Genomic DNA, 26,495 nt, shown 5'->3' with positions numbered 1-26,495 from the left:
ATATGAAAATATTAATTGATGGAGATGGATGTCCAGTAATAGATTTAACAATAAAGGTATCAAAACAATTTAATATAGATGTTATTATAATGTGTGATACCTCCCATGTTTTTAATAAAGAAGGAGCAAAAACAATGGTATTTTCGAAAGGAGCAGATTCTGTTGATTTTGCACTTATAAATCTTGTTCAAAAAGAAGATATTGTTATAACACAAGATTATGGTTTAGCAGCAATGGCAATTAATAAAGCATCTTATGTTATAAATCAAAATGGTTTAATCTATACAAATGACAATATTGATAGGTTACTTTATAACAGACATATATCTAAAAAAATTAGAAAAAGTGGAGGCAAAGTTAAAGGACCTAAGAAAAGATCTAACGAAGACAATAATAATTTTGAAAAAACTTTAGTTGAAGTTTGCAAAAAATTCCTTATTAGTAATTAAAAATAATCTTAAAATAAAAAAGATATGAAAAACAGTATTAATAAATAAATTAATACTGTTTTTTATTTATAAATTTACTAAGTATGGAAAATATAGATTATATAAGGATGGTGATAATTTGTTATTTGAAAATAAACATTTAATAATTAAGAGTATTGAAAGTAATAAACAAGATAAACTATATGACTTTTCTGTGGATATAAAAGACTTTTATACACCTAATATTAATATTAAATTTGATTATGAAAATCAAAAAATAGTATCTATAGGAATCGATGAAGATGAGGATGATAATGAACCGAAAAATCACGTTGCCTACAAGTTGATAGATTTATGTAAGCATGATTTATGTATTAAATTTAAATTTATGATTGATCATAATTAAAAAACCTATCTAAAATTAGATAGGTTTTTTTATTAAATTATTCTAAAACTCTTCTAGGAATTTTATATTTAATATCACTTTCAATTTCTTCTAAGGTTCTAGTATTTTTAGGATCAACAAACATACAAGTATAGCCATCTTCTCCAGCTCTACCAGTTCTACCTATACGATGAATATAATCTTCACTAGCTTCTGGTATATCATAGTTATAAATATGGGTTACACCAGTAATATCAAGACCCCTAGAGGCTACATCCGTAGCAATCAGATACTGAATATCAGCTTTTCTAAAAGATTTCATTATTCTCTCACGCTTAGATTGAGAAATATCACTATGTAATTTTTCACAATTATAGCCATCAATAGCAAGAGCCTCTTCTAAAGCATCAACTCTTCTTTTTGTTCTACAAAAAATAATTGCCATAAATGGATTATCTTCATTCAACACTTTACACAAAGCATCTTTTTTATGTCTATCTGTAGTTTCAACAACTTCCTGTCTAATACTGTCTAAAGTTATTTCTTTACTCTTTATTGTTATTTCGGCAGGATCTTTTGTATGTCTGAAAGCTAGTTTCTTTACATCAGAATCCATAGTTGCTGAAAAGCACAAAGTTTGTCTTTTTTTATTAGTTTCTTTTATAATGGCTTCCATCTCGTTCTTAAAGCCCATTAAAAGCATTTGGTCAGCTTCATCTATAACAAGTGTTTTTAACTTACTAAGATTTATAGAATCTCTATCTAAATGATCTAAAAGCCTACCAGGAGTAGCAATTACTAAATGAATACTTCTTTTTAATTTATTTAATTGAGATTTTATATCTTTTCCACCGTAAGCAGCTAATATATTTATTTCTTCAGCTTTATTCAATTTTTGAGCAGCTTCACTTATCTGAATAGCAAGTTCTCTAGTTGGGGTAATAATTAATCCTTGAATATTATTATCTTTTGGGTTAATATTCTCAAACATTGGTAATAAGAAGGCGAAAGTTTTACCTGTACCAGTTTGAGATTGAGCAATTATATCTTTTTTATTTAAAATTAAAGGAATAGCTTCTTCTTGTATAGGTGTAGGAGTTTTTATTCCCATTTGACTTAACTCATTTACAAAGTCATTACCTATGCCTAATTCTTTAAAATTCATATTTACGACCTCTCTTTATAAATTTTACTTCTCTAAATTTTAAGCAACAAATGTACCTAAAGAAAAATTCCCATATGTTAGTTTAATATCATAGGAAAGATATATAGTGTGTAAAGAGAAGTTAATTTTATATATTTTTTATCTAATTTATAATATCACATTACAAGAATAAATCCTACGTCAATACAAATTAAATATTATTATTTTAATATTTAACCAAGAAGATACTCTTAATTCATAGAAAAACAAAATAATATTTTGAAAATTAATAAAAAAGGTTGAATTTTAGACTAATTTTTAGAATAGATTTAATTGTAAATTACAAGGAATTTCGTTGGAAATAAAGAAATTATCTTATATTGAAGGAAATAAATATGAATAGAGGTGTAATAAAATGGGATTATTTAAAACAAAATCACCAGATGATTGGAAAGTTAATTATATTAAAGAGTTTAATGAAATGAGAGATGCTTACGAAGAAAAATTAAGAGCAAAACAAATGGAAATAGAGAGTTTAAAAGAGGAGATTGAACATTTAAGATTATTAAGAAACAATCTGAAACCAAAAGAAAAACAAATTAAGGACTCAGATATTGAGCAAATAAAAGAACTAAGAAATGATGGACTTAGTTACAGAGAAATATCAAAAGAAACTTCATGGAGTAAGGCGACAGTTTGTAGAGTTTTAAATGGATTATATGACTAATTAAAGACTTAAATTATTATGATTTTATATTTCTATATATTACTAATACTGTGCTATAATGAATACTATACAAAATAAATTGTGGGTGATATGTTTGAATATAAAAGAAGATAGATATATTTCTAAAAATAAAGAATATGTTTTAGATGCTATTATTTTGCTGGTTATAGTACAGATTGCTAGGGTAATTATAAAATATATATTTTTAAGTCAGTTAAACTTCACATTGGAAAATGTTAATATTGCTAATATTATATCTATTATGTTAGTTGGCATAAGTCTTTCTCTTATTTTGAGGGGAAATGATTTATTCAATCCACCAGGACAAAGGCTGGTTAAGTTAAATAACAGATATGATAATAAATATATAAGATTAATATTAGGTGGGGCAGCTTTATGTGCCATATTTGTATCACCATATTTTTATGGTGGATATGTATCATCTAATTTAATAATACTTACATTAGCTTTAATAGCGCAACCTATATTTGAAGAAGTGATTTTTAGAGATTATGTATGGAACTATATTAGAAGTTTCCAAAAAGATGAAAAAAAAGTTTTAGTAATTGTAAGTTTGTTATCAGCTTTATTTAAAATAGGTTATTGGGACATAGTAAGTCAGAACTTAAGTGTAGTTGGTAGTTCATTTTTTACAATAGATATAATTATTTCGAAAGTATTCCTTGGCTTAATAATAGCCTTTATACTTGGAATAGTTAAAATAAAATATAAAGATATTTATTTATGTATATTTGTACATAGTTTGATAAATGTTTTTTTTGCAAGGTAAGTTTTTAATAAATATGGAATAACTAAAATGACTTGATAAAATAATAAGTAAAAGGAAGATCATGATTGTGAGTTCACTTATACTTATAGATTTCTTATAATAATAAAATAAATAAGAAACTATTGAAATATCTACATAAATTAGATATTATTAGAGAGCTCATAAGCTCTCTTTTTTAAATTGAATAAGAAAGGAAGAAAATTATGGACAACTTAAAGAATTATAGAGATGAGATAGATGAAATAGATAAGCAGATAACTGAATTATTTGAAAGACGTATGGATATATCAAAAGAAATATCAAGATGCAAAAAAGAGCAAGAAATAGGAATTTTAAATGCTAAGAGAGAAGAAGAAGTTATTCAAAAAAATTTATCTTATTTAAAAAACAAGGATTATAGATTTGTATTAGAAGGATTTTTTAGAAATCTAATGAATTTAAGCAAACTGATACAAAATGAAGAAAATCACCGCTAAATAGAGGGAGGCAAACTATGATTGTAGTAATGGACAAAAACTACACTAGTGACGATATAAATCAAGTAGTAAATTATATAACAAATAAAAATTTAGGAGTTAATGTCTCAAAAGGAAAACACAACTGTGTTATAGGAATATTAGGAGATACATCAGAATCTGATTTAGAAAAAGTTAAAGCTTTAAAATGTGTATCAAAATTATTAAAGGTTCAAGAACCATATAAAAAAGCAAATAGATTATTCCATCCAGAAGATACTATTGTAAATATAAATGGTAATAAAATTGGAGATAAACACCTTGGAATAATAGCTGGACCTTGTGCTGTGGAAAGTGAAGAGCAAATTGTTGAGATTGCAAGAAAAGTAAAAAAAAGTGGAGCCAACTTTTTAAGAGGAGGAGCTTTTAAGCCAAGAACCTCTCCATATAGTTTCCAAGGATTAGAACTAGATGGACTTAAATTAATGGAAATTGCAAAGAAGGAAACAGGCCTTCCTATTATATCTGAGCTTATGTCAATTAGCTATTTAGATGAATTCATGAATACTGTTGATGTAATACAAATTGGTGCAAGAAATATGCAAAACTATGATTTATTAAAACAAGTAGGAAAAACTGACAAGCCAGTAATATTAAAAAGAGGGCTATCTTCAACAATAGAAGAATGGCTTCTTAGCGCAGAGCATATTATGGCAGGTGGAAATAAAAATATAATTTTATGTGAAAGAGGAATAAGGACTTTTGAAACTTATACTAGAAATACTTTAGATCTAAGTGCTATTCCTGTAGTAAAAAAACATTCACATTTACCAATAATAGTAGATCCAAGTCATGGAACAGGAAGTAGTGAATATGTGGAGTCTATGTCAAAAGCTGCTGTAGTTGCAGGATGTGACGGTCTTATGATAGAAGTTCATAATAACCCTCAAAAGGCTTTATCTGATGGACAACAATCAATAACACCAGAACAATTTGATAAACTTATGAAAAAAATAAAAATACTATCTAGTTTAGAAGGTTAAATATAAAAAAAGGAGCGTATGCTCCTTTTTTATTGAAACTATTTACAACCTAATATAGATATTAAATCATTTGGAGCATTAATTATATAATCTGCACCTAAATCTTCTAATACATTTTTATCTCTAAATCCCCAAGAAACTCCTACAAAATCTATATTCGCATTTTTTGCTGTTTTAAAATCTACCTCACTATCACCAATATATAAGCACTTATCTTTAGACGAATCTAAGTCATTCATAGCTTTTAACACTGTATCAGGGTATGGTTTTTTTCTTCTTTCAGGAGATTTCCCTATTGCTACTTGAATATACTCTGAAAAATAATGGTCATTTAATTCTGTAACGCCATCTTGAAATTTATTAGATACAATTGCTGTTTTATATTTATTTTCTTTTAAATAATCAAGTAATTCAATTATTCCATCATAAGGTTTAGTCTTATTTCTTAGATTTTTAGAATAATACCTTTTGAAAATAAATAAACATTCTGCAAATTTATCATAAGAAGTTTTATCTGGTAGTGAAAGCTCAATTAATTTTTCAATACCATTTCCAATATAAGAACAAATCTCTTCCTTACTTCTAATGGGAAAGTTTAATTTTTCTAAAGCATAATTAACACTATCAGCTAAATCATCTAAAGAATTTAAAAGAGTGCCATCTAAATCAAAAATCAAAGTGTTGTAATTCATCATAAATCCCCTTATCTCTATTAAGTTATTATATACACCACGAATAAATTTTAATGTGGTATTTTTACTAATTTATTTCTAATATAATTTTACATTTTAATTATTAAGATAAATAATTTATCACTAATATTAAATAATATTAAAAACAAGTATTATTTTAGGAGTGAAAAATGAAAAATAAAAGGAAAATAATTAGTATTTTATTGTCTATTATTATTATAATATTTTTTCCTGTATTGTCTATTTCAAAAGAAAATAAAAATTGCTTTTTGAACTATGGCAAAGAACAGATATCATTAGAATATTTCTCAGAAATATGCTTAACGCCAGGGGAAAATGAGAGCATGCTTAATTTTTCTTGGTATAGCAAATATTCTCATGGAACAAGCAAAATAAAAATTTGGGAAAAGGGTGCAAAAGAAAGAATATTTGAGGGAGAAAGTATTGATATAGGGAATGGATTTATAAGTAATAAGGTGACTGTTACAAACCTAAAAGCCAATACAACTTATATTTATTCATATGAGTGTGATGGACTATGGAGCCAACCATTAGAGTATAAAACACAAGATTTTCAAAATTATACTTTTGTATTTATGGCAGATCCACAAATTGGAGCTTCATCAAAAAAAATGAAATCTAATGAAGATGGAGTAGAAAAGGATGCCTATAATTGGAATAAAGTTATAAAAAAATCAGTAGATAAAAGTAATAATCCTAGCTTTATAGTATGTGGTGGAGATGTAACTAATGCAACAGAAGATAGTTATGATTTATCCAAAACTTATAAAAGTAATTTAGAATACTCTGGTTTTTTATCACCTAGTTATTTGCGACATATACCAATAGCAAATGCCATTGGAAACCACGACAAAGATAATGAGAACTTTTGTAATCACTTTAATATGCCAAACTTAACTAATTTAGGAGAAACTATAGCAGGAGGGGATTACTACTTTACCTATGGAAACACTTTATATTTATTTGTCAATACAAATAACTTAAATATATCCCAGCATAAAAAATTTATCGATGAAGCTGTAGAAGAAAATAAAGATATGAAATGGAAAGTTGCAGTATTTCATCATGATATTTATGGTGGTGGACAACATGAGGATGATAAGGATATAAAAATATTAAGAAGTGAAATGCCCCCAATATTAGAAGATAGTAAAATTGATTTAGTTTTATGCGGTCATGATCATATATACTCTAGAACTTATCCACTGAAAAATAATGAAAAAATAATGGATTTTACAGTGGAAAGGCTGGAAAACTCAAAAGAAAAAGTAGATATAATAAAAAATAATGAAGGAATAACTTATATAACAGGAAGTTCTTCTACAGGAAGTAAGTTTTATAAACAAGACAAAAATAAAAGTAAGTATATAAAAAAAATTTATTCTGAAGAAATACCAACATACACTGTAATTGAAATTAAACAGGACTTAATAAATATAATTACTTACGAAGTAAATAGAGATAAACCTGTTGATAATAAAATAATTATACAAAAATAATTTATACAAATTTTGTTATTATATAATAATAAAATGAAATAATTAAGCTCCATTGTGGTGCGTTATTTGGACATGGTATATAATTATAAATATATTATATAAAATATATTTAAGGGGGTTCATATAATGAAAGAAAAAGTTGCAGAAGTGCTAGAAAAAGTCAGACCTGTTTTACAAAGAGATGGGGGAGACGTGGAATTAGTAGAAGTTAGTGATGATGGGGTTGTTTTGGTTAGACTAAAAGGGGCATGCTCTGGATGTCCAGGTGCTACTATGACTTTAAAAGCAGTTATAGAAAACCTATTAGTTAAAGAAGTTCCAGGAGTTACAAAAGTAGTAGGAGTATAAATTTTATTTATTATATACGAAAGGCACTCATTATTGAGTGTCTTTTATTGTGTTAAAATAATGATTTTAGTTATATTTTACAAAACTTGTATAAAGTAAGTAATTAATGTTAAAATATGGATTTGTATTTATATTTTCAAATATATGTTATATAATATATAATGCTTAAAAATCTAACAAAATTTGTAAATAACAAAAATTGTTTACTAATTGTATTTAATACATATGAAGGATTTCTGTATAAATATTAAAAATAAATCAAAAAATAAGTTAAAACACAAATAAGACATTTTTAACTTACAACTTAGTGGAGGAATACTTATGAAAAATATATTTAAAATATTTCGAGATGATTTAAAAGATATATCTACGAATATGGCGTTAATAATTGTGCTAATAGCACTTGCAGTATTACCATCTTTATATGCTTGGTTCAATATAAAGGCTTCTTGGGATCCTTATGGTAATACATCTAATATATCAGTGGCAGTAGTTAACAACGATAAAGGAGCAACTTTATTCGAGAAAGATTTGAATGTTGGAGATAAATTAGTGGATGAGCTGAAAAATAACAACTCCTTAGGATGGAAATTTGTTGATGAAGAAGAAGCGAAGAAAGGTGTTGAGACAGGTAAATACTATGCTTCAATAGAAATTACACCAGACTTCTCTAAAAATATTATATCAGTATTAAGCAAGGACATACATAAAGCAGAAATCAAATATACAGTAAATGAAAAAATAAATGCAATTGCACCAAAGATAACAGATAAAGGGGCATCTACAATACAACTACAAGTTGATCAAAATGTTGTAAAAACAGCCAGTGAAGCAGTATTCACAACATTAAATGATTTGGGAATATCATTGGAAGAAAATCTTCCTATGCTTACAAAAATAGAAAATTCTTTAATTGAAGTTCAAGGCAAGTTTGGTAAAATAGATAATATTTTAAATACAGCTAGTGATGCGTCTAGCCAAATTGGTGAAATATCTAAATTACTTCAAAATGATATGCCTCAAATAGAATCAACATTAAAAAATTCTATTGATATATCTAAAGATGTAAAAGAGTTTTTACAAGGAACAAAATCTAGTATGAATGATATTGCTCCAACTATAAAAAATGATATAAAAATAATAAATGATATATCATCATCAGTAGCTAGCGGTGTAGGAGATTTGATAACAGCTATAGAAAAAGGATATGAAAATGCACCAGAGTTAGCAGATGGTCTTTATAACAAAGTTGATCACTTATTATCCATATCAACTAAACTATCAGACTTTTTAACTCAATTAGATAAAATAACACCTGATACATCTCTTCAAGGAACTATAGACTCTATTAATGAAATAAATAGTAAGCTTAATTCAGTGAAGGCATCTTTAGCAAAAGTTAAAGAACAAATAAATAATGGAGAAAAACCTTCATTAGATAACTTAAATGGAATTGTAACTGTGCTAAATGATGTGAATAAAATTACTAGTAACTTATTCAATAATTATGACACTAAAATAGCAGCTCCTCTTAATGAAATATTTAATAAGGGAATAACTGTATCTAGCGATGTTATATCATTATTAGAAAAAGCAGAAGATAAACTTCCTAAAATCAATAATATATTAGATACAGCAATTAATTTATCAGGAGATGCAGATGAGTCAATTGACTATATAAAGAAAAAAGTTCCAGAAGCAGAATCTGCGCTAAATAAATTAGTATCAGATTTATCTATAGTAAATAATAGTGAAGAAATGGATGATTTAATTAAATTCTTAAAAAATGATATAATTGAACAGTCTAATTTCTTAAAAGAGCCAGTAGAGCTAGTAACTAATTCACTATATCCAATGGCAAACTATGGTGCAGCAATGACGCCTTTCTATACAGTTCTTAGTCTTTGGGTTGGAGTTTTACTTTTAACTTCGCTTTTAACAACAGAAGTACATGGAAAATATAAGCCTTATCAAGTTTATTTTGGTAGAGGACTTACATTCTTATCAATAGCCTTATTACAAGCGCTAATTGTAAGTGCAGGGGATATATATTTCCTAGGGGTTACAGTAAATAACCCGGCTATATTTATATCACTATCATTGCTCATCAGCTTGGTGTTTACTTTTATAGTATACTCGCTGGTGTCTGTGTTTGGAAATATAGGAAAAGCTATGGCGGTTATTTTATTAGTAATACAGGTTGCTGGATCAGGAGGAACATTCCCTATACAAGTGACACCGAAGTTTTTCCAAAATGTTAATCCTTTCTTACCATTTACTTATGGAATATCAGCATTAAGAGAGGCAGTAGCAGGAATATACGAACCTAATTTAACTGGAGATATAATTGTACTTTTAGTTTTCTTAGCATTAGCTATAGTACTAAATGTTCTGCTAAAAGGACCTATTAATAAAATGTTACATAGGTTTACAAAGAGAATGGAAGAAAGTAGACTTACAGAACATTAAAATACTCTATAAATAAAGGATAAATTGACACAATCAATTTATCCTTTATTTTTTGTATGAAAAGAATTACTATTTTTAATATAAGAGGTTGAAAATAATTTAGTTAAAGAGGTGATGGAAATGAGAATAGGAACTTCTATATCAACTAAAAAATTAGATGATGCATGCATCAACGAGTACAAGATTCCTCTAATTCTTATGATGGAAAATGCCGTACTTTCAGCAATTAAACATTTAGATATAAATTTATATAATAATTATATAGTTGTTAGTGGCGTAGGAAATAATGGTGGGGACGGTCTTGGAATAGCGAGACAATTAAAAGCTAGAGGAAAAGAAGTAAAGGTATTTATAGTTGGAAATATAGAAAAAATCACACCATGTTCAAAAACTAATTTAGAAATTCTCAAAGCTATGAATATACCTTATATCATAATAGATACAAAGGACGAAAATATTAATCTTTTAAAAAAATTAGAAGCTGATATTAAAAATAGTCATGTATTAGTTGATTGTATTTTTGGTACTGGACTAGAACGAGAAATTAAGGGGATATTTAAAGATGTTATAAATGTTATAAATGAAAATAAAAACTTAGTTTATTCCATAGATGTGCCATCTGGAATAAATGCAACTACAGGCGAAATTTTAGGATCATGCATAAAAGCTGATAAAACTATATCATTTGAGTTTTATAAAAGAGGTTTTCTAAAATATGAAACAAAAAAATATGTTGGAAATGTAGTAGTAGAGCATATAGGTATACCAGAAGATATATTAAAAAAATATGATGATAATGAATATATTACTTCTATGAATTTTGTCAAAGATAATATAAAGGATAAAAATAAATTTAGTTTTAAAAGTGATTTTGGAAAGATTACGATTTTTGCAGGCTCAAAAGGATTTTCTGGAGCCGCATTCATAGCCAGTGAGGCTGCTATAAAAAGCGGTAGTGGACTAGTTACATTAGTTTGTGATGAGGATATTCAAGATATAATAAGTTCAAAATTAAGTGAAGGTATGACTGCAAATTATAAAGAAGAAGATCGAATAAATAAATTAATTAAAACTTCTAATGCCATAGGATTTGGTTGTGGCATGGGAGACAATGAGACAACGCTAGAAAGATTGCAATATGTTTTAAATAATAGTGATTGCCCAGTAGTAATTGATGCAGATGGTCTAAATGTGCTAAAAAATAATATAAGCATATTAAAAAAATATAAAAATAGAATTATAATAACACCTCATCTAGGTGAAATGTCTAGACTAACGGGCAAATCAATTTCATATATAAAAGGAAATAGACTAGATGTGGCAAAAGAATTTGCAAAGGAAAATAATATAATAGTTCTACTTAAAGGTTATGAAACCATTATTACAGACGGTAAAGTTACATATATAAATCCAACAGGTAATAGTGCCATGGCTAATGGAGGTATGGGTGATTGCTTACTTGGAATGATAACTTCCTTTGTTAGTCAAGGAATAGAAGTATTTGAGGCAGTAATATGTGCAGTCTATATACATGGCTATATAGGTGATATTTTGTCTAAAAAAATGTATACAGTGAATGCAACTCATATTATAGAAAAAATTCCTTCTATTATGAAAAAATTTAATATTGAAATTAATTTGTAACTATTACCAATACTTATATTGTTATACTAGTATAAAGTAAGTGAATTTCTAAATGGAGAAGAGGGATATGATGAATACAGTTTGGTTAATTGTTGCAGTAGCATTTGGAATAGCTGAATTAATGACAACAAGTTTAACTCTAGTATGGTTTAGTATAGGTGCTTTAATTTTAATGGTTCTAAGCACTTTTATAGAAAGCGTAATAATTCAAATTGCATTATTTGCGGCTATTTCAATTACTTTATTAGTCATATTTACAAAGTATTTTGTAGATAAAGATAAGACATTTAAATATAATACAAATTTACAAGGAATAGAGCAAAGAACAGGTGTAGTTAAAGTAGAAATACTTCCTTATACGACAGGTATTGTAACATTGACAGGAGAAGATTGGACTGCAATATCAGAGAATAATGAAAAAATTGAAGTGGGACAGCTGGTTAAGGTAATAAGAATCGAGGGTGTTAAACTAGTTGTAAAACCTACTGATAATCAAGAGGAACAGTAAATAATAAAATTAACCATAAATTAATAAAAAGGAGAAGAGGGTATGATAAAATTAGTAGTCATAATACTAATAGTAGTAGTATTAAGTTTAAGTTGTGTAAAAGTTATTAAGCAATCAAAAGTTGGTATAGTAATGAGACTTGGAAAGTTCCACAAAAAAGCTGATACAGGTGTTCATTTCTTAATACCATTTTTAGATCGAATGGCATATGTAATTGATTTAAGAGAAAATGTTGTAGATTTTCCACCACAAGCAGTTATAACAAAAGATAATGTTACTATGCAAATAGATACTGTAGTTTATTTCCAAGTAACCGACCCTGTTAGATATGTATTTGAAATAGCAAATCCAATATCTGCTATAGAAAACTTAACTGCCACAACTCTTAGAAATATAATTGGTGAGTTGGATTTAGATGAGACTCTAACATCTAGAGATTTAATTAATACAAAGATGAGATCTATACTAGATGAAGCAACTGATAAATGGGGTATAAAAGTCAACAGAGTAGAACTTAAAAACATAATGCCACCACATGATATACAAGTTGCTATGGAAAAACAAATGAGGGCAGAAAGAGAAAGAAGAGAGTCAATACTTCAAGCAGAAGGAAATAAGGCATCATCTATACTTCAAGCAGAAGGAGAAAAGCAAGCAGCAATACTTAGAGCAGAAGCTAAAAAAGAAGCTATGGTTAGAGAGGCAGAAGGGGAAAAAGAATCCCGTATACTTAGGGCACAAGGTGAAGCTGAATCTATAAGACAAATTGCACAAGCTAATGCAGAAGGTGAAGCTGTTATAATTAAAAATGTATTCCAAGCAATGAAGGAATCTGATATTGATGATAATATGTTAGCACTTAAGTCTATGGAAGCTTTAGAAAAACTTGCAGAAAGTGATTCTACTAAACTTGTCCTTCCATCAGAAACAGTTAATTTCTTAGGTTCTTTTAAAGGAATTAAAGAAGTCTTAAGTAGCGATAAAAATAATAAATAATTAACTAAAATACTCTAAAGATACGCATCTTTAGAGTATTTTTTATTTGAAAAACTATACAATTAAAAAAATATATATGGAAATTTTTACTAAACCCATATACAATTAATCTTAAAAAATTTAATTGTTATGCCTAGTACGAATTATAATCTATATTAATTAAAGTAAATAATCTGTTAAATCAGTAATAAAAAAAGGGAGATTCATATTTTAATAGAAGTATAAGTATAATAAGATACACAAAATATTAGCATTTAGGGGGGATTAAAATTAAATATTTAGACATAATTACAAAAGAAAAAATAGACAATTTTACTTCTGGAAATTCTTTAGATAGCTATAAATTTCTTGGAAATCATAAAGTGGAGTATAAAGGGAAAGTTGGAAATTCCTTTGCTGTATGGGCGCCTAATGCAAAATCTGTATATTTAGTAGGGGATTTCAATGATTGGAATGAAGCATCTCATCCTTTAGAAAATGTGTATAACAGTGGTATTTGGTCAATATTTACTACTGATTTAGAGGAGGGAGATATTTATAAATACAATGTAATTGGATGTGATAATGTAAGTAGATTAAAATCAGATCCATATGGTACTTTTTCTGAATTGAGACCTGAAACAGCATCAATAGTGTATGAAGGAAAAGATTATGATTGGAAAGATGAAAAATATTTCGAAGAGAAGAATAAAAAGACACTTAATAATGAGCCTATGAATATATATGAGGTTCACCTTGGTTCTTGGAAGAGAAAATGGGATGGAGAGTTTTTCTCTTTTGAAGAATCATATGAAATGATTGATTATGTAAAAGATATGGGCTATACACATATAGAATTAATGCCCATAACAGAGCACCCCTTAGATATGAGTTGGGGATATCAGACAGTAGGATATTATGCAACTACAAGTAGACATGGTAAGCCTAATGAATTTAAAGCTTTTGTAGATAAATGTCATGAAAGTAATTTAGGAATTATATTAGATTTTGCATACAGTCACTTCTGCAAGGATATTCATGGTTTATATAGATTTGATGGATCACCACAATTTGAATATGCAGACCCTCTAAAGGCAGAAAATCTAGGCTGGGGAACAGTTCATTTTGATTTAGGAAAACCTGAGGTTAATAGTTTTTTGATATCAAATGTAATGTATTGGTTTAAAGAATTTCATGTGGATGGCATTAGAGTAGATGCCGTTAGTTCTATTTTATATTTGGATTATGATATAGGTGATTGGAGACCGAACCAATATGGAGGAAGAGAAAATATAGAAGGAATAGACTTTTTAAGACGATTAAATGAAGTTATATATGAAAATATAAAAAATCCATTAATTATAGCTGAAGAATCAACGTCATGGCCAATGGTAACTTCACCTACTTATTTAGGTGGATTAGGATTTAGCCATAAATGGAATATGGGATGGATGAATGATACTTTAAAATATATGGAGATGGATCCTATATACAGAAAGCATCATCATAATTTAATAACTTTTTCATTTATGTATGCATTTTCAGAAAACTTTATTTTACCACTTTCTCATGATGAAGTTGTTCATGGTAAAAAATCATTGTTGGATAAAATGTCGGGGGATGAATGGCAAAAATTTGCTAGTTTAAGATTATTATACTCTTATTACATGATACATCCAGGCAAAAAACTATTGTTTATGGGTGGAGAATTTGGTCAAGGGCTTGAATGGAGATATTCTTATGGCTTGGAGTGGCAGTTATTAGACAGAGAGCAACATGCTAAAACAAAGGCTTTTGTAAAGGACTTAAATTATTTTTATATATCTGAAAAGTCTTTATATGAGGTTGACAATTCTTATGAAGGGTTTGACTTTATTGATCCACATAATGAAGAAAAAAGTATAGTTACATTAATGAGAAAAGGTAAAGATGAAAAAGAATTTATCATAGCTATTTTAAACTTTACACCTGTTGTTTATTATGATTACAAGGTGGGGGTTCCTTATTTAGGTAAATATGAAGAAGTATTTAATAGCGATGATGAGAAATACTGGGGATCGAATCAAACTATGAAAAATGCTGAGTTATTTGCAGTTGATGAGAAATGGCATAATAAACCTTATTATGTAAAAATAAAAGTACCACCATTAGGGGCTACTTTTGTAAAACTTAAAATAAATTAATAAATTAATAGATTAATTGAACTTGAAAAGGGGGAATCTTAATGAAACAAGAGATGCTAGCAATGATTTTAGCTGGGGGGCAAGGATCAAGATTGGGTGTTTTTACAAAGAGGATAGCTAAGCCAGCAGTATCATTTGGGGGAAAGTATAGAATTATAGATTTTGTTTTAAGTAATTGTTCTAATTCGGGGATAGATACAGTTGGAGTGCTTACACAATACAGACCGAGAATATTAAACTCACATATTGGCATGGGAAGTCATTGGGATTTAGATAGAATAAATGGTGGAGTTTATATACTTCAACCGTATATGAGTGAAAAAGAAGGGCATTGGTTTAATGGTACAGCTAATGCAATATATAAAAATATGAACTTTATAGATGATTATGATCCAGAATATGTATTAATTTTATCGGGTGATCATATTTACAAAATGGATTACAGCAAAATGTTGGAGTTCCATAAGGAAAAGAAAGCAGAAGCTACAATAGCCGTTATAGAAGTTCCGTGGGATGAGGCAAGTAGATTTGGAATAATGAATGCAGACGATGATAAAAAAATATATGAATTTGAAGAAAAACCTAAAAATCCAAAAAGTAATTTAGCATCTATGGGCGTATATATATTCAATTGGAAAAAACTAAAAGAATATTTTTTACGAGCTAGAAAAACTAAAGAATGTTTTGATGATTTTGGAAAAGATGTAATTCCAACTATGCTAAAAGATAATCAAGAAATGTATGCATATCCTTTTGAAGGATATTGGAGAGATGTAGGTACTATACAAAGTTTATGGGAAGCAAATATGGACTTAATTAATACTCCAGAAGCTATAGATTTAAGCAATTCAAACTGGACAATATATACCAATACTATGGGTCTTCCACCACAATACATTGGTGAAAATGCCAGTGTAAAAGAAGCTTTAATAGCAGATGGTTGCTCCGTATTAGGAACAATCGAGAATACAGTTTTATCACATAAGGTTGAAATTGGGGAAGGAAGCATAATTAAAAATTCTGTAATAATGCCAAATGTTACTATAGGAAAAAATGTAATAATTGAAAAAGCAATGATAGCAGAAGGTGCAGTAATTAATGACAACGCAGTGATAAAAAGTGATGCAAATGAAATAAGTATTGTATCAGAGTATGAAGTAGTTAGTGCTAATGAAAAGGTTGAAGCTTAAAAGGGGGAGAATATTATGAAAAATCAATGTATGGGATTAATTAATCTTGATAAAAAAGGCAATCCAAATATAAATATATTAAATTATGCAAGGCCATTAGCATCTACTCCAATTGCAGGTAGATATAGAATTATAGATTTTGTTTTGTCTAACATGGTAAATTCAGATATTACTAATGTTGGAATTTATGCTAAAGAAAAATACAGATCCTTAACAGACCACTTGGGGAGTGGTAAGGACTGGGATTTAAGCAGAAAGAAAGGCGGGCTTTATATTTTTAGCCCAGAAAATACAAAGCATAACAATAATTATGGTTTTAGAACCGGAGATGTGTACTCTATATTAGCAAATATAGATTATATAGAAAGAAGTAAAGAAGAGTATATACTTATTGCACCAGGATATATGTTATGTAGTATGGATTATAAAGAAGCGCTTAAATATCATAAACAATCAAAAAATGATATTACTGTTATATATAAACATGTAACAAATGCAGATGAGGATTTTTTAGGCTGTAGGACATTAAATATGGATAGTAATGATAGAGTTTTAAACATAGGTGGAAATATAGGAGCTTTTCCTAGCGCCAATATATCTATGGAAACTTATATTATGAAAAGAACAGATTTTATTAAATGTATATATAAAATAGCAAGTTTAGGAACGCACTCATATTTTGAAGACTATATTAAAAGAGAAATTTCGAATATACAAGTTGGGGGATTCGAATTTGAAAATTATTTGAAGTGTATAAATTCGATTCAAAGTTATGCTGAGGCAAGCAAAGAAATATTAAAAAAGGATGTATCATCAGAATTATTCAACTTAGAAAGAAAAATATTTACTAAGGATAAAAGTCAAGCACCAACCATATATATGAAAAATGCTGAAGTAAAAAATTCCTTTGTGGCTACAGGCTGTAAAATTGATGGAACTGTTGAAAACTGTACATTATTTAGAAAAGTTGAAGTAGGAAGAGGAGCAATACTAAGAAACTGTGTAATAATGCAAAATTGCAAAATAGAGCCAGGAGTAGTTTTAGAAAATGTTATATTTGATAAAAATATTATCATCTCAAAGGGAAAAGAATTAAAAGGAGATAAGGACTACCCTATGGTCATAGAAAAGAATCAGAAGCTTTAGCAGTAAAAAGGGGGAAAATGAATGAAGATACTTTATGTGACGTCAGAATGCTGGCCATTTGTAAAAACAGGAGGATTAGGGGATGTGTCCTATGCACTTCCTAAGGCTATAAAAAAGGAAGGTGCTGACGTAAGAGTTATAATGCCAAAGTATTCTACAATACCAACATATTTAAAAGATAAATTTAAACCAGTTGCAGAATTTAGTGTAAAAGTAGGGTGGAGAAATCAATATTGTGGCATAGAAACTATGGAGTTGGATGGAGTGACATTTTACTTTATAGACAATGAATTTTATTTTAAGAGATCTGATGAACCAAGTATATATGGACATGGTGATGATCCAGAAAGATTTGCATTCTTTAGTAATGCAGTATTATCATCCATGGAAAAATTGAACTTTTATCCAGATGTTATGAATTTAAATGATTGGCATACAGGAATGATTCCTTTATTACTTAAAGAAGATTACGGGCATCTAAAGAAATATAAAAATATAAAAACTGTTTATACTATACACAATTTACAGTATCAAGGAATATTTAATAAAGATATGCTGGGAAATGTTTTTGATATATCTTATGATTATTTTAATAATGGGGATATAGAGTTTTACGGAAAAGTTAATTTTATGAAGGCTGGAATCGTATTTGCCGATAAAGTCACAACTGTAAGTAAAACTTATGTAGAAGAAATACAGACACCTTTTTATGGAGAAGGACTAGAGGGCCTTTTAAAATCAAACTCTTATAAATTAGAAGGTATTTTAAATGGCATAGATTACGACTTAAATGACCCAGCTACAGATAAGGCCATATTTGAAAAATTTGATGTTAGTTGTATACATAAAAAACTACAAAATAAGATAAAGTTGCAAGAAATTCTAGGATTAGAAGCTGATGCTAATATTCCTTTAGTAGGTATAGTGTCTAGATTAACTTCACAGAAAGGTTTGGATTTAATTAATTATATGATGCCTGAAATTATGAGAGAAAATTTACAAATGGTTGTGCTTGGAACAGGTGAACATCAATATCAGTCTATGTTTAATTATTACAATTCAAATTTCAGTAATAAATTATCAGCAAGAATTACTTTTGATAGTGCTTTTGCACAACAAATTTATGCAGCATGTGATATTTTCTTAATGCCATCTTTATATGAGCCTTGTGGAATAGGTCAAATGCTTGCCATGAGATATGGAGCAATTCCAATAGTAAGAGAAACTGGCGGACTTAAAGATACTGTAACTCCTTATAATCAATACACAGGAGAAGGAAACGGATTTAGTTTTAATAACTACAATGCTCACGAAATGTTTTTTACTCTTCAAAAAGCAATTACATTGTATCAAGATAAAAGTATTTGGAATAATCTAATTATAAATGCAATGAATACAGATAATAGTTGGAAGAAATCAGCTCAAGACTATATGAGAATATTTAATGAATTAATAAGCTAAAGGGGCGATTTGATGATTACAATAAATAAAAAGCGATTTAAAGAACATTTCAGAAGAAAAATGAACAACTTATACGCTCAAACCCTTGAAGAAGCAAGTAACGAAGAACTTTTTAATGTGCTGTGTTATGTTATAAAAGATATGATTTCAAAAGACTGGGAAGGCAGTAGGATATATCAAGAAAAGGCAGTATTTTATTTTTCCATAGAATTTTTATTAGGAAGACAATTAAAATCAAATTTATTAAATCTTGGGTTTGAAGATACTATAAGGCAAGGTTTAAATGAATTGGGAATAGACTTAGATGAGATAGTTGAATCAGAACCAGATCCAGCATTAGGAAATGGAGGGTTGGGAAGATTAGCAGCTTGTTTTCTTGATTCCATGGCTTCTGTGGGAATAAGTGGACACGGATATGGAATAAGATATAAATACGGATTGTTTGAGCAGAAGTTTGTAAACAATTCTCAAGTAGAAGTCCCAGATAACTGGCTTATAAATAGTTCTTATTCTTGGGAAACAGTTAGACCTAATAGGGCATTATTAGTAAAATATGAAGGAAAAATTAATATGGAGAAAGATGATGAAGATAATCTTAAAGTTACTCATAAAGATTATATTCCAGTAATGGCAATGCCTTATGACATACCTATAATTGGTTATGGAAATGAATGTATAAACACGCTTAGAATATGGAAAAGTGAGATACCAACAAGAGATTTTGGAAAATCATCTTCATATGCTAAAAATCAAGCTGCTAGTTATGAAGATGCACTAAAATATAAATATTATGCAGAAGAAATTTCTCAAACTTTATATCCAAATGATTCAAACTATGCAGGGCAACTATTAAGACTAAAACAAGAATATTTCTTTGTCAGCGCAGGAATTCAAGATATATTTAGAAAATGTAGAAGATATAAAATTACAACACAAGATTTACCTAATAAAATTGCTATTCATATAAATGATACTCATCCAGCGTTGTGTATACCAGAAATGATGAGAATATTATTAGATGAAGAAGGATTATCCTGGGATGAATCATGGAACATAACTATTAAAGTAATGTCTTATACAAACCACACAATATTATGTGAGGCAATGGAAAGATGGTCAGAAGATATTATGAAAAAACTTCTACCGAGAATGTATATGATAATTGAAGAAATCAATAAAAGATATGTTAATGATTTAAGAAAAAAAGGCTATAGTGAAGAGAAAGTTAAAAGAATGGCTATTATGTATGATGGTGAAATTAGAATGGCTAATTTATGCATAGTATCAAGCTATAGTATAAATGGAGTAGCACAACTTCATACTAAATTGCTAAAAGAAGAAGTCCTAAATGATTTTTATGAAGAAGAATCATATAAATTTAATAATAAGACAAACGGCATCGCTCACAGAAGATGGCTTATAAGTTCCAATCCTGAACTAGCGAATTTAATAACAAAATTAATTGGAAATAAGTGGATAAAAGATACATCTCATTTGAAGGAATTAGAAAAATTTGTGGATGATGAAAATGTATTGAATAGATTAGAAGAGATAAAATTTAATAATAAGGTAAAACTTGCTAATTATATAAAAGAAAATAATAACATAACGATAGACCCTAACTCCATATTTGATGTACAAGTAAAAAGACTTCATGCTTATAAAAGACAACTTATGAATATTTTACATGTACTTTGCTTGTATCATGAAATATTGGATAATGTGGATCTTGAATTAGATATTCAACCACGAACTTTTATATTTGGAGCCAAGGCAGCACCAGGATATTATTTAGCAAAATGTATAATAAAACTAATAAATTGCGTTGCTAATTTAGTAAACAATGATCCTAGAGTAAAAGGCAAAATCAAAGTTGTATTTATAGAAAACTATGGGGTATCACTAGCAGAAAAAATTATACCAGCAGCAAATGTAAGTGAACAAATTTCAACGACTACAAAGGAAGCATCGGGAACTAGTAATATGAAGTTTATGATGAATGGGGCATTAACACTGGCAACACTAGATGGGGCTAATGTAGAAATATATCAACAAGTAGGAAAAGAAAATATGTTTTTATTTGGACTTAGTGCTAAGCAGGTATTAGATTATAACAAATATGGTGGATATTCATCTAAAGACTTATATCATTCTAATAAGTTGCTAAAACGAGTTGTTGATGATTTAGTTAATGGGTTTATACCTGGTCTTGGAAAAGAAGGTAGGGAAATCTATGATGCATTAATAACTTATAATGATGAATATTTTGTTCTTAGAGATATTGATGAATATGCTGATGCACAACAAAGAATAAGTAATCTTTATAAGGATAAAATTAAGTGGAATAAGATGTCTCTTATAAATATTGCAAACTCTGGAATTTTCTCTAGTGATAGAACTATAAATGAATATATAGAGGATATTTGGTTTAAAGGGTGTGATGAGGATGTGCAGAACAATATCATTTAACTCCTGGAATGAATATTTTAAGGCTCCTTTTGGAGCCTTAGATGTTAACCAAGGAGCTGATATTAGGGTTAATACTAATGAAGAAGTATACAGTATTTGTTTAGTAATAACAAAAGAAGATGAAAATTTAAATAGTAAAGAAATAAGACGAATTCCATTAGTAAGAAAAGAAGAAAATATATATGAATGTAAAATAGAGCCATTATTAGTTCCAGCAGTATATTATTATTATTTTGAAGTAGAAGTCATGCGAAATGGATATAATCAAAAGATATTTTATGGAAAAGTTAAACAAAATGGTGAATCTTGTGAATATGATTTTGATAATCTAATTAAATATCAATTAACCGTTTATGAAGAAAGTGAAGTTCCAGCTTGGTTTAAAGAAGGTGTTTTATATCATATATTCGTAGATAGATTTAATAATGGTAATAAAACTGGTAAGCCAAGTAATCCAAAGAAAAATAGCTTTATATATGCTAACTGGGAAGATGATCCTATGTATATAAAAGACGAGAATGGAGACATAATAAGATGGGATTTTTATGGTGGTAACCTTAAGGGAATTATTAACAAATTGAGATACCTTAAGAAACTTGGAATAAGTATTATATATCTAAGTCCAGTTTTTGAATCATCTAGTAATCATAAATACAATACAGGAGATTATAAAAAGATTGACCCTATGTTTGGTGATGAGGATATATTTGAAGAATTAATAGAAAAAGCCAATGCAAAGGAAATATCTATAATACTTGATGGTGTATTTAGTCATACAGGAGCGGATAGTATTTATTTTAATAAGTTTAACAACTATCATAGTAAAGGTGCCTATGATAATGTGGATTCTCCATATAGAAGTTGGTATGCTTTTGACGATTCAAAGGTTGGTTACAAATGTTGGTGGGGAATTAAAGACTTGCCGAATGTAGATGAGTTAGAACATTCATATATGGGCTACATAATTAAAGATGAAGAAAGTGTCTTGAATAAATGGACGAAAATGGGAGTCAAAGGATGGAGACTAGATGTAGTGGATGAACTACCTGATGAGTTTGTAACGGAATTTAAAAAGGAGTTAAAAAATTCCGAAACCGATTCTGTTTTAATTGGAGAAGTATGGGAAGATGCCTCTAATAAAATAAGTTATGGACAACGTAGAAAGTATCTTTTGGGGAAACAGTTGGATTCAGCCATGGGATATCCGTTTAGAAAGGGAATGCTATCTTTTTTAAAAGGAGAAATAGCTTCATATGAACTTAATGATTTGTATATGGAAATGAAAGAAAACTATCCACCAGAGGCATTCAAATCAAACCTGAATTTATTAGGGACTCATGATGTAAGAAGGGTTAAAACAGAGCTTAATAATGATAAAGAGATGGTTAAACTTGCAGTATTAGCGCAGATGACTTTTGAAGGAGTACCATACATTTACTATGGCGATGAAGCAGGTCTTGAAGGAGATAAAGATCCAGACAACAGAAGAACTTATCCTTGGAAAAATGAAGATAGTGAGATGATAGATTTTTATAGAAACTCTATTCAAACTAGACATAGAGTTAAGCCTTTATTAAATGGCGAGACTAATTTTATTTATACTAGTGACAATGATGTTTTTGCTTACGAAAGATTTCTTCGTGAAAATGAGGAAGATAATTGCTTAATAGTTATAAATAGAAGTGATAATTATAAGCATATAGATTTTGATTTTGAGTATGATTTATTAGATGAAATAGGAATAAAATATACTCCTGGTGACTATGGAGTTACTTTAGAAAAAGAAAATGGAAAATTTGTGGTAGATATTGGACCAAAATCTTTTATGATGTTTAAAATGAAAAGTATTCAAGAGTAAGTATTTGAACAAGCATATAAAAAATGTGTAGACTATTGATAATCTACACATTTTTTATAATTAAAATGGAATTTCACTTTCAGACATTTCACCATCAAAAACTTCATCTGTAAAGATTTCTTCATTATTTAAGGTATTTTCAGTTTTATTGATTTGTTTAGAATCTACAAATCTAAACAAGTCGCAGTTGACTGTAATAGATTTTCTATTTTCTCCGCTTGGAGATAAGTATTTATCTACTTTAACTTTTCCCTCAATATAAACTAACCTACCTTTAGTTATATATTCGCTAAAAACTTCTGCTTGTCTATTCCATATTTCACAATTAATAAAGTCAGTATCGTGTTCTCCTTGAGCATTTTTATAACTTCTATCAACTGCCAATGAAAATTTAGTTACAGGTATATTTTTTTCACCTACATATTTCAAATCTGGATCTTGACATAATCTTCCTACTAATATGACCTTATTCATTTAAAAACCTCCATGTTTTTATGTGATTGTAAATTTTAATAAAATTATAGACAAACATAAGTTCGAATATACATATCTAGGAGAAAAAATTATTTTTTTTGGATAAGGAAAAAAATGTAAAAAAGTGATATAATTAAAATAATGATGAGTCTTAAAGTCTATGTTAATTTAATAGAGAATTAAAAATGAGGGGTTTTATTATGAAAAAAGATATTTATAGAAGTATAATAAGAAATAGTAAAATAGCTTACTTAATAATAAATTGTAAAATGAATGATCATAATAAATATATTGGCATAGAAGTATTAGAACAAAATAAAGAATTTGAAAAAATTTTTAAGCTATTAACAGAAAATAATGTATTTGAGAAGGAAGTTACAGAATTAATAGTAAATAATTGGATAAAAAATATGTTTAAGACGAATGAATTTGATCAACTTGTAAGAGACATAATTAAAAATGATCATAGAAAAATAGAGTATACTGTTGAATTAAATAATAAAAATGTAATTATGGACATATATTACTTAGAAGATTATTTTATAGTAGTATATTCAATCAATTATAATATGAGTTATGATGAAGAAGATCTTATAATATATAATTGGTCAAAAGATTTAAACGGAGTATATATTGATATAGGTGGAAGCTGTAATAATACGAAATCAAACAATGAAAACACGATTATGGGTAAAAGAGATTTAGATTTATGGGAAGCATCTGAGATTAGAAAATTTAGACAGCAAGAAAATAATGTAATATCAAATAGAAATGTAAAAACTTTTTACCAAACATTAAGAAAAGAAGATGGCAATAAAATCTATTTAGAATCAACTATATGGCCTATAATAGATAATAATGATAGTATAATAGGAACAAGGGGCTTTAGTATAGAAATTAATGATAAGCTAGTTTTCGAAAAAAGTTTAGAACAAAATGAAGAGAATTTTAGAGAGATAACTAAGTATTCTGACTCTGTATTTATTATTAGAGATAAGGAAAGAGCAACGTATGTCAGTCCTGCTTTTAGAAATGTATTTGAAGATAGTCCAGAAGATTTATATAAGGACTTTAATAAGTTAGATAAGTATTTTAAGAGAGTAGAATGGAATGATTATAATATAGATTATGAATTTGATTTTGACCAATGTAATGAAGGAACTAGAAAAGTAAAATTAGATAATGGAAAAGAAAAATGGATTTGGTATAAATTTCTGCCAATAAAGGATTCTAAAGGTAATATATCAAAAAGAGTAGGAATCTTAACTGATGTAACAGAAAAAAAGAAAATAGAAGAAGAAAAAAATCAACTTAAATTAGACTTTTTTGCAAATTTATCTCATGAGTTAAGAACGCCAATCAATCTTATATCAAGCACAATTCAACTTATCAAATTAAATTTAACAAAATTATCACCACAAGACGCTAATAAGTTTTATAAATATATGGATATTATGGAAATGAATAGCCTAAGACTTGTGAGGCTTATAAATAATTTATTAGACTCGACACGAGTTGAGGCCGGATTTATAAGTTTTAATCCAATTAATGCAGATATAGTAGGATTTATAGAAGATATATGCGAATCTATTGTGGAATTTACAGAATTTAATAGTATGCACTTAATTTTTGATACAAATGTAGAAGAAGAAGTAGTACTATTTGATCCAGACATCATAGAAAGAACCATGCTTAATTTATTATCAAATGCAGTTAAATTTAATAAAAAAAATGGGAATATATACGTTAACTTATATATTAAAGATGATAAAGTTAAGATTAGTGTAAAAGATGAAGGAATAGGAATACCAAAGGAAAAGGCTAATTGTATATTTGAAAGGTTTGAACAGGTTGAAAGCAAGAACAGAGTAGAAAAACAAGGAAGTGGCATAGGACTATATTTGGTGAAATCTTTGGTAAACTTACATGGAGGAAGTATTAAAGTAAATAGTAAGGTTAATCAAGGTAGTGAATTTATGGTAGTTATACCTAAACAATTATTAAATAGTGGTGAGGAATTTATTTTACAAAAAAATGAAGAAGTTAGATATAGTAGAGCCAATATAGAGTTTTCAGATATATAAAGGGTAAACACATTATTAATTAAAAATTGATAATGTGTTTATTTTTTTTCATCAGTGTGCTTTATAACTAATCTCATTAAAAAAAATACTGGAATAGTTGAGAAAATAGGAGCAATTATAGGCGCTATAGCTTTACTTAATCCGAATATATTAACAAATGATAATATAACCCCTAGATTTAGAGCATATTCAAATATATACACTAAGAAACTTAGTAAGTATTTCTTTAAAGAATATTCTTGCTCTTTAAATGTGAATCTAGAGTTTAAATAATAAGATGCACTAATACTTATAACACTTGTAATGGTGTATGCAATTAAATAATCGATTTTGAAAACTAGATATAGTGTTAAGTAAAATATCTGAGCAACTACAAAATTTGCAGTACCTATAATATTGAATTTTATATATTCCATAATTTTATCTTTATATAGTTTAAACGTTTCTACAATTGTATTTTTTATGACTAACACATCCTTTTAAAAAGTAATTATTTATATTC

General features: G+C 28.0%; 23 protein-coding genes. 19 read left to right on the top strand and 4 right to left on the bottom strand.

The annotated features are described in order from the left end of the window. The first annotated feature begins 2 nt into the window (after window positions 1–2). Complete coding sequence (locus K0039_RS13940) at window positions 3–449, top strand: YaiI/YqxD family protein (protein ID WP_228105683.1); 447 nt, start codon at window positions 3–5, stop codon at window positions 447–449. Between the two features lie 118 nt (window positions 450–567). Beyond that, window positions 568–834 carry a hypothetical protein gene (locus tag K0039_RS13935; RefSeq protein WP_228105682.1) on the top strand — a complete coding sequence of 89 codons (267 nt, stop codon included), beginning with the start codon at window positions 568–570 and terminating at the stop codon, window positions 832–834. A 37-nt stretch (window positions 835–871) separates the two neighbouring features. Here the strand turns inward: K0039_RS13935 and K0039_RS13930 are convergent, their stop codons facing one another. Further along, window positions 872–1,978 (bottom strand): DEAD/DEAH box helicase, encoded by a 1,107-nt coding sequence (locus K0039_RS13930; protein ID WP_228105681.1) that lies wholly within the window; start codon window positions 1,976–1,978, stop codon window positions 872–874. A gap of 394 nt (window positions 1,979–2,372) precedes the next feature. Between K0039_RS13930 and K0039_RS13925 the strand changes: the two genes are divergently transcribed. The 4 genes from K0039_RS13925 to aroF all read left to right on the top strand — a co-directional run bounded on the left by K0039_RS13925 (window position 2,373) and on the right by aroF (window position 4,972). After that, the gene (locus tag K0039_RS13925) at window positions 2,373–2,684 is read left to right on the top strand and encodes a helix-turn-helix domain-containing protein (RefSeq protein ID WP_228105680.1); all 312 of its coding nucleotides are present in this window, start codon (window positions 2,373–2,375) and stop codon (window positions 2,682–2,684) included. Between the two features lie 94 nt (window positions 2,685–2,778). Next, window positions 2,779–3,474 carry a CPBP family intramembrane glutamic endopeptidase gene (locus K0039_RS13920; RefSeq protein WP_228105679.1) on the top strand — a complete coding sequence of 232 codons (696 nt, stop codon included), beginning with the start codon at window positions 2,779–2,781 and terminating at the stop codon, window positions 3,472–3,474. Window positions 3,475–3,677: 203 nt separating this feature from the next. Continuing rightward, a complete protein-coding gene (locus K0039_RS13915) occupies window positions 3,678–3,950 on the top strand; it encodes a chorismate mutase (protein ID WP_228105678.1) in 273 nt (90 codons plus the stop codon). 17 nt (window positions 3,951–3,967) lie between these two features. Next, the gene (gene aroF, locus K0039_RS13910) at window positions 3,968–4,972 is read left to right on the top strand and encodes a 3-deoxy-7-phosphoheptulonate synthase (protein ID WP_228105677.1); all 1,005 of its coding nucleotides are present in this window, start codon (window positions 3,968–3,970) and stop codon (window positions 4,970–4,972) included. A gap of 38 nt (window positions 4,973–5,010) precedes the next feature. Here aroF and K0039_RS13905 read toward each other — a convergent pair whose 3' ends face one another. After that, complete coding sequence (locus K0039_RS13905) at window positions 5,011–5,664, bottom strand: HAD family hydrolase (RefSeq protein ID WP_306665650.1); 654 nt, start codon at window positions 5,662–5,664, stop codon at window positions 5,011–5,013. A gap of 170 nt (window positions 5,665–5,834) precedes the next feature. On the opposite strand from K0039_RS13905, the gene K0039_RS13900 reads away from it, so the two are divergent. From K0039_RS13900 to K0039_RS13845, 12 genes are all read left to right on the top strand, one after another. After that, a complete protein-coding gene (locus K0039_RS13900; RefSeq protein WP_228105675.1) occupies window positions 5,835–7,184 on the top strand; it encodes a purple acid phosphatase family protein in 1,350 nt (449 codons plus the stop codon). Window positions 7,185–7,310: 126 nt separating this feature from the next. Beyond that, on the top strand, window positions 7,311–7,532 hold the full coding sequence (locus K0039_RS13895; RefSeq protein ID WP_039678857.1) for a NifU family protein: 222 nt from the start codon (window positions 7,311–7,313) through the stop codon (window positions 7,530–7,532). A gap of 321 nt (window positions 7,533–7,853) precedes the next feature. After that, window positions 7,854–10,001 (top strand): YhgE/Pip domain-containing protein, encoded by a 2,148-nt coding sequence (locus K0039_RS13890; RefSeq protein WP_228105674.1) that lies wholly within the window; start codon window positions 7,854–7,856, stop codon window positions 9,999–10,001. A 120-nt stretch (window positions 10,002–10,121) separates the two neighbouring features. Then, entirely contained in the window at window positions 10,122–11,645 is a 1,524-nt protein-coding gene (locus K0039_RS13885; RefSeq protein WP_228105673.1) for an NAD(P)H-hydrate dehydratase, read from the top strand. 67 nt (window positions 11,646–11,712) lie between these two features. Then, window positions 11,713–12,153, top strand: coding sequence for an NfeD family protein (locus tag K0039_RS13880; protein ID WP_228105672.1), 441 nt, complete (start codon window positions 11,713–11,715; stop codon window positions 12,151–12,153). Between the two features lie 42 nt (window positions 12,154–12,195). Further along, a complete protein-coding gene (locus K0039_RS13875; protein WP_228105671.1) occupies window positions 12,196–13,149 on the top strand; it encodes an SPFH domain-containing protein in 954 nt (317 codons plus the stop codon). A 263-nt stretch (window positions 13,150–13,412) separates the two neighbouring features. Continuing rightward, window positions 13,413–15,311 carry a 1,4-alpha-glucan branching protein GlgB gene (glgB, locus tag K0039_RS13870; protein WP_309165173.1) on the top strand — a complete coding sequence of 633 codons (1,899 nt, stop codon included), beginning with the start codon at window positions 13,413–13,415 and terminating at the stop codon, window positions 15,309–15,311. 41 nt (window positions 15,312–15,352) lie between these two features. Beyond that, window positions 15,353–16,501: a glucose-1-phosphate adenylyltransferase gene (locus tag K0039_RS13865; protein WP_228105670.1), complete on the top strand. Its 1,149-nt coding sequence runs from the start codon at window positions 15,353–15,355 to the stop codon at window positions 16,499–16,501. Window positions 16,502–16,516: 15 nt separating this feature from the next. Further along, window positions 16,517–17,647 (top strand): glucose-1-phosphate adenylyltransferase subunit GlgD, encoded by a 1,131-nt coding sequence (gene glgD, locus K0039_RS13860; protein ID WP_228105669.1) that lies wholly within the window; start codon window positions 16,517–16,519, stop codon window positions 17,645–17,647. A gap of 21 nt (window positions 17,648–17,668) precedes the next feature. Beyond that, on the top strand, window positions 17,669–19,108 hold the full coding sequence (glgA, locus tag K0039_RS13855; protein WP_228105668.1) for a glycogen synthase GlgA: 1,440 nt from the start codon (window positions 17,669–17,671) through the stop codon (window positions 19,106–19,108). A 12-nt stretch (window positions 19,109–19,120) separates the two neighbouring features. After that, window positions 19,121–21,577, top strand: a complete 2,457-nt coding sequence (locus K0039_RS13850) for a glycogen/starch/alpha-glucan phosphorylase (RefSeq protein WP_228105667.1) — start codon at window positions 19,121–19,123, stop codon at window positions 21,575–21,577. Then, entirely contained in the window at window positions 21,555–23,435 is a 1,881-nt protein-coding gene (locus K0039_RS13845; RefSeq protein WP_228105666.1) for a glycoside hydrolase family 13 protein, read from the top strand. The genes K0039_RS13850 and K0039_RS13845 overlap by 23 nt, the downstream gene beginning before the upstream one ends. A 60-nt stretch (window positions 23,436–23,495) precedes the next feature. Here the strand turns inward: K0039_RS13845 and K0039_RS13840 are convergent, their stop codons facing one another. After that, window positions 23,496–23,909: a single-stranded DNA-binding protein gene (locus tag K0039_RS13840; protein ID WP_228105665.1), complete on the bottom strand. Its 414-nt coding sequence runs from the start codon at window positions 23,907–23,909 to the stop codon at window positions 23,496–23,498. 200 nt (window positions 23,910–24,109) lie between these two features. Here K0039_RS13840 and K0039_RS13835 point away from each other — a divergent pair, with 200 nt between their 5' ends. Beyond that, a complete protein-coding gene (locus K0039_RS13835) occupies window positions 24,110–25,993 on the top strand; it encodes a sensor histidine kinase (protein WP_228105664.1) in 1,884 nt (627 codons plus the stop codon). A gap of 38 nt (window positions 25,994–26,031) precedes the next feature. On the opposite strand, the gene K0039_RS13830 is transcribed toward K0039_RS13835, so the two are convergent. Further along, window positions 26,032–26,409 carry a GtrA family protein gene (locus K0039_RS13830; RefSeq protein ID WP_228105663.1) on the bottom strand — a complete coding sequence of 126 codons (378 nt, stop codon included), beginning with the start codon at window positions 26,407–26,409 and terminating at the stop codon, window positions 26,032–26,034. Window positions 26,410–26,495: the final 86 nt, after the last annotated feature.

Source organism: Terrisporobacter mayombei, assembly GCF_020748465.1.
GTDB lineage: Bacteria > Bacillota > Clostridia > Peptostreptococcales > Peptostreptococcaceae > Terrisporobacter > Terrisporobacter mayombei.
The sequence above is the reverse complement of the archived record's forward strand: the minus strand, read 5'-3'. Positions and strand labels throughout refer to the sequence as shown.

Coding starts and splice junctions, on each gene's coding strand:
- K0039_RS13940 (WP_228105683.1), top strand. CDS start 3: ATGAAAATATTAATTGATGGAGATGGATGTCCAGTAATAGATTTAACA.
- K0039_RS13930 (WP_228105681.1), bottom strand. CDS start 1,978: ATGAATTTTAAAGAATTAGGCATAGGTAATGACTTTGTAAATGAGTTA.
- K0039_RS13925 (WP_228105680.1), top strand. CDS start 2,373: ATGGGATTATTTAAAACAAAATCACCAGATGATTGGAAAGTTAATTAT.
- K0039_RS13915 (WP_228105678.1), top strand. CDS start 3,678: ATGGACAACTTAAAGAATTATAGAGATGAGATAGATGAAATAGATAAG.
- aroF (WP_228105677.1), top strand. CDS start 3,968: ATGATTGTAGTAATGGACAAAAACTACACTAGTGACGATATAAATCAA.
- K0039_RS13905 (WP_306665650.1), bottom strand. CDS start 5,664: ATGAATTACAACACTTTGATTTTTGATTTAGATGGCACTCTTTTAAAT.
- K0039_RS13900 (WP_228105675.1), top strand. CDS start 5,835: ATGAAAAATAAAAGGAAAATAATTAGTATTTTATTGTCTATTATTATT.
- K0039_RS13895 (WP_039678857.1), top strand. CDS start 7,311: ATGAAAGAAAAAGTTGCAGAAGTGCTAGAAAAAGTCAGACCTGTTTTA.
- K0039_RS13890 (WP_228105674.1), top strand. CDS start 7,854: ATGAAAAATATATTTAAAATATTTCGAGATGATTTAAAAGATATATCT.
- K0039_RS13885 (WP_228105673.1), top strand. CDS start 10,122: ATGAGAATAGGAACTTCTATATCAACTAAAAAATTAGATGATGCATGC.
- K0039_RS13880 (WP_228105672.1), top strand. CDS start 11,713: ATGATGAATACAGTTTGGTTAATTGTTGCAGTAGCATTTGGAATAGCT.
- K0039_RS13875 (WP_228105671.1), top strand. CDS start 12,196: ATGATAAAATTAGTAGTCATAATACTAATAGTAGTAGTATTAAGTTTA.
- K0039_RS13865 (WP_228105670.1), top strand. CDS start 15,353: ATGAAACAAGAGATGCTAGCAATGATTTTAGCTGGGGGGCAAGGATCA.
- glgD (WP_228105669.1), top strand. CDS start 16,517: ATGAAAAATCAATGTATGGGATTAATTAATCTTGATAAAAAAGGCAAT.
- glgA (WP_228105668.1), top strand. CDS start 17,669: ATGAAGATACTTTATGTGACGTCAGAATGCTGGCCATTTGTAAAAACA.
- K0039_RS13850 (WP_228105667.1), top strand. CDS start 19,121: ATGATTACAATAAATAAAAAGCGATTTAAAGAACATTTCAGAAGAAAA.
- K0039_RS13845 (WP_228105666.1), top strand. CDS start 21,555: ATGTGCAGAACAATATCATTTAACTCCTGGAATGAATATTTTAAGGCT.
- K0039_RS13840 (WP_228105665.1), bottom strand. CDS start 23,909: ATGAATAAGGTCATATTAGTAGGAAGATTATGTCAAGATCCAGATTTG.
- K0039_RS13835 (WP_228105664.1), top strand. CDS start 24,110: ATGAAAAAAGATATTTATAGAAGTATAATAAGAAATAGTAAAATAGCT.
- K0039_RS13830 (WP_228105663.1), bottom strand. CDS start 26,409: ATGGAATATATAAAATTCAATATTATAGGTACTGCAAATTTTGTAGTT.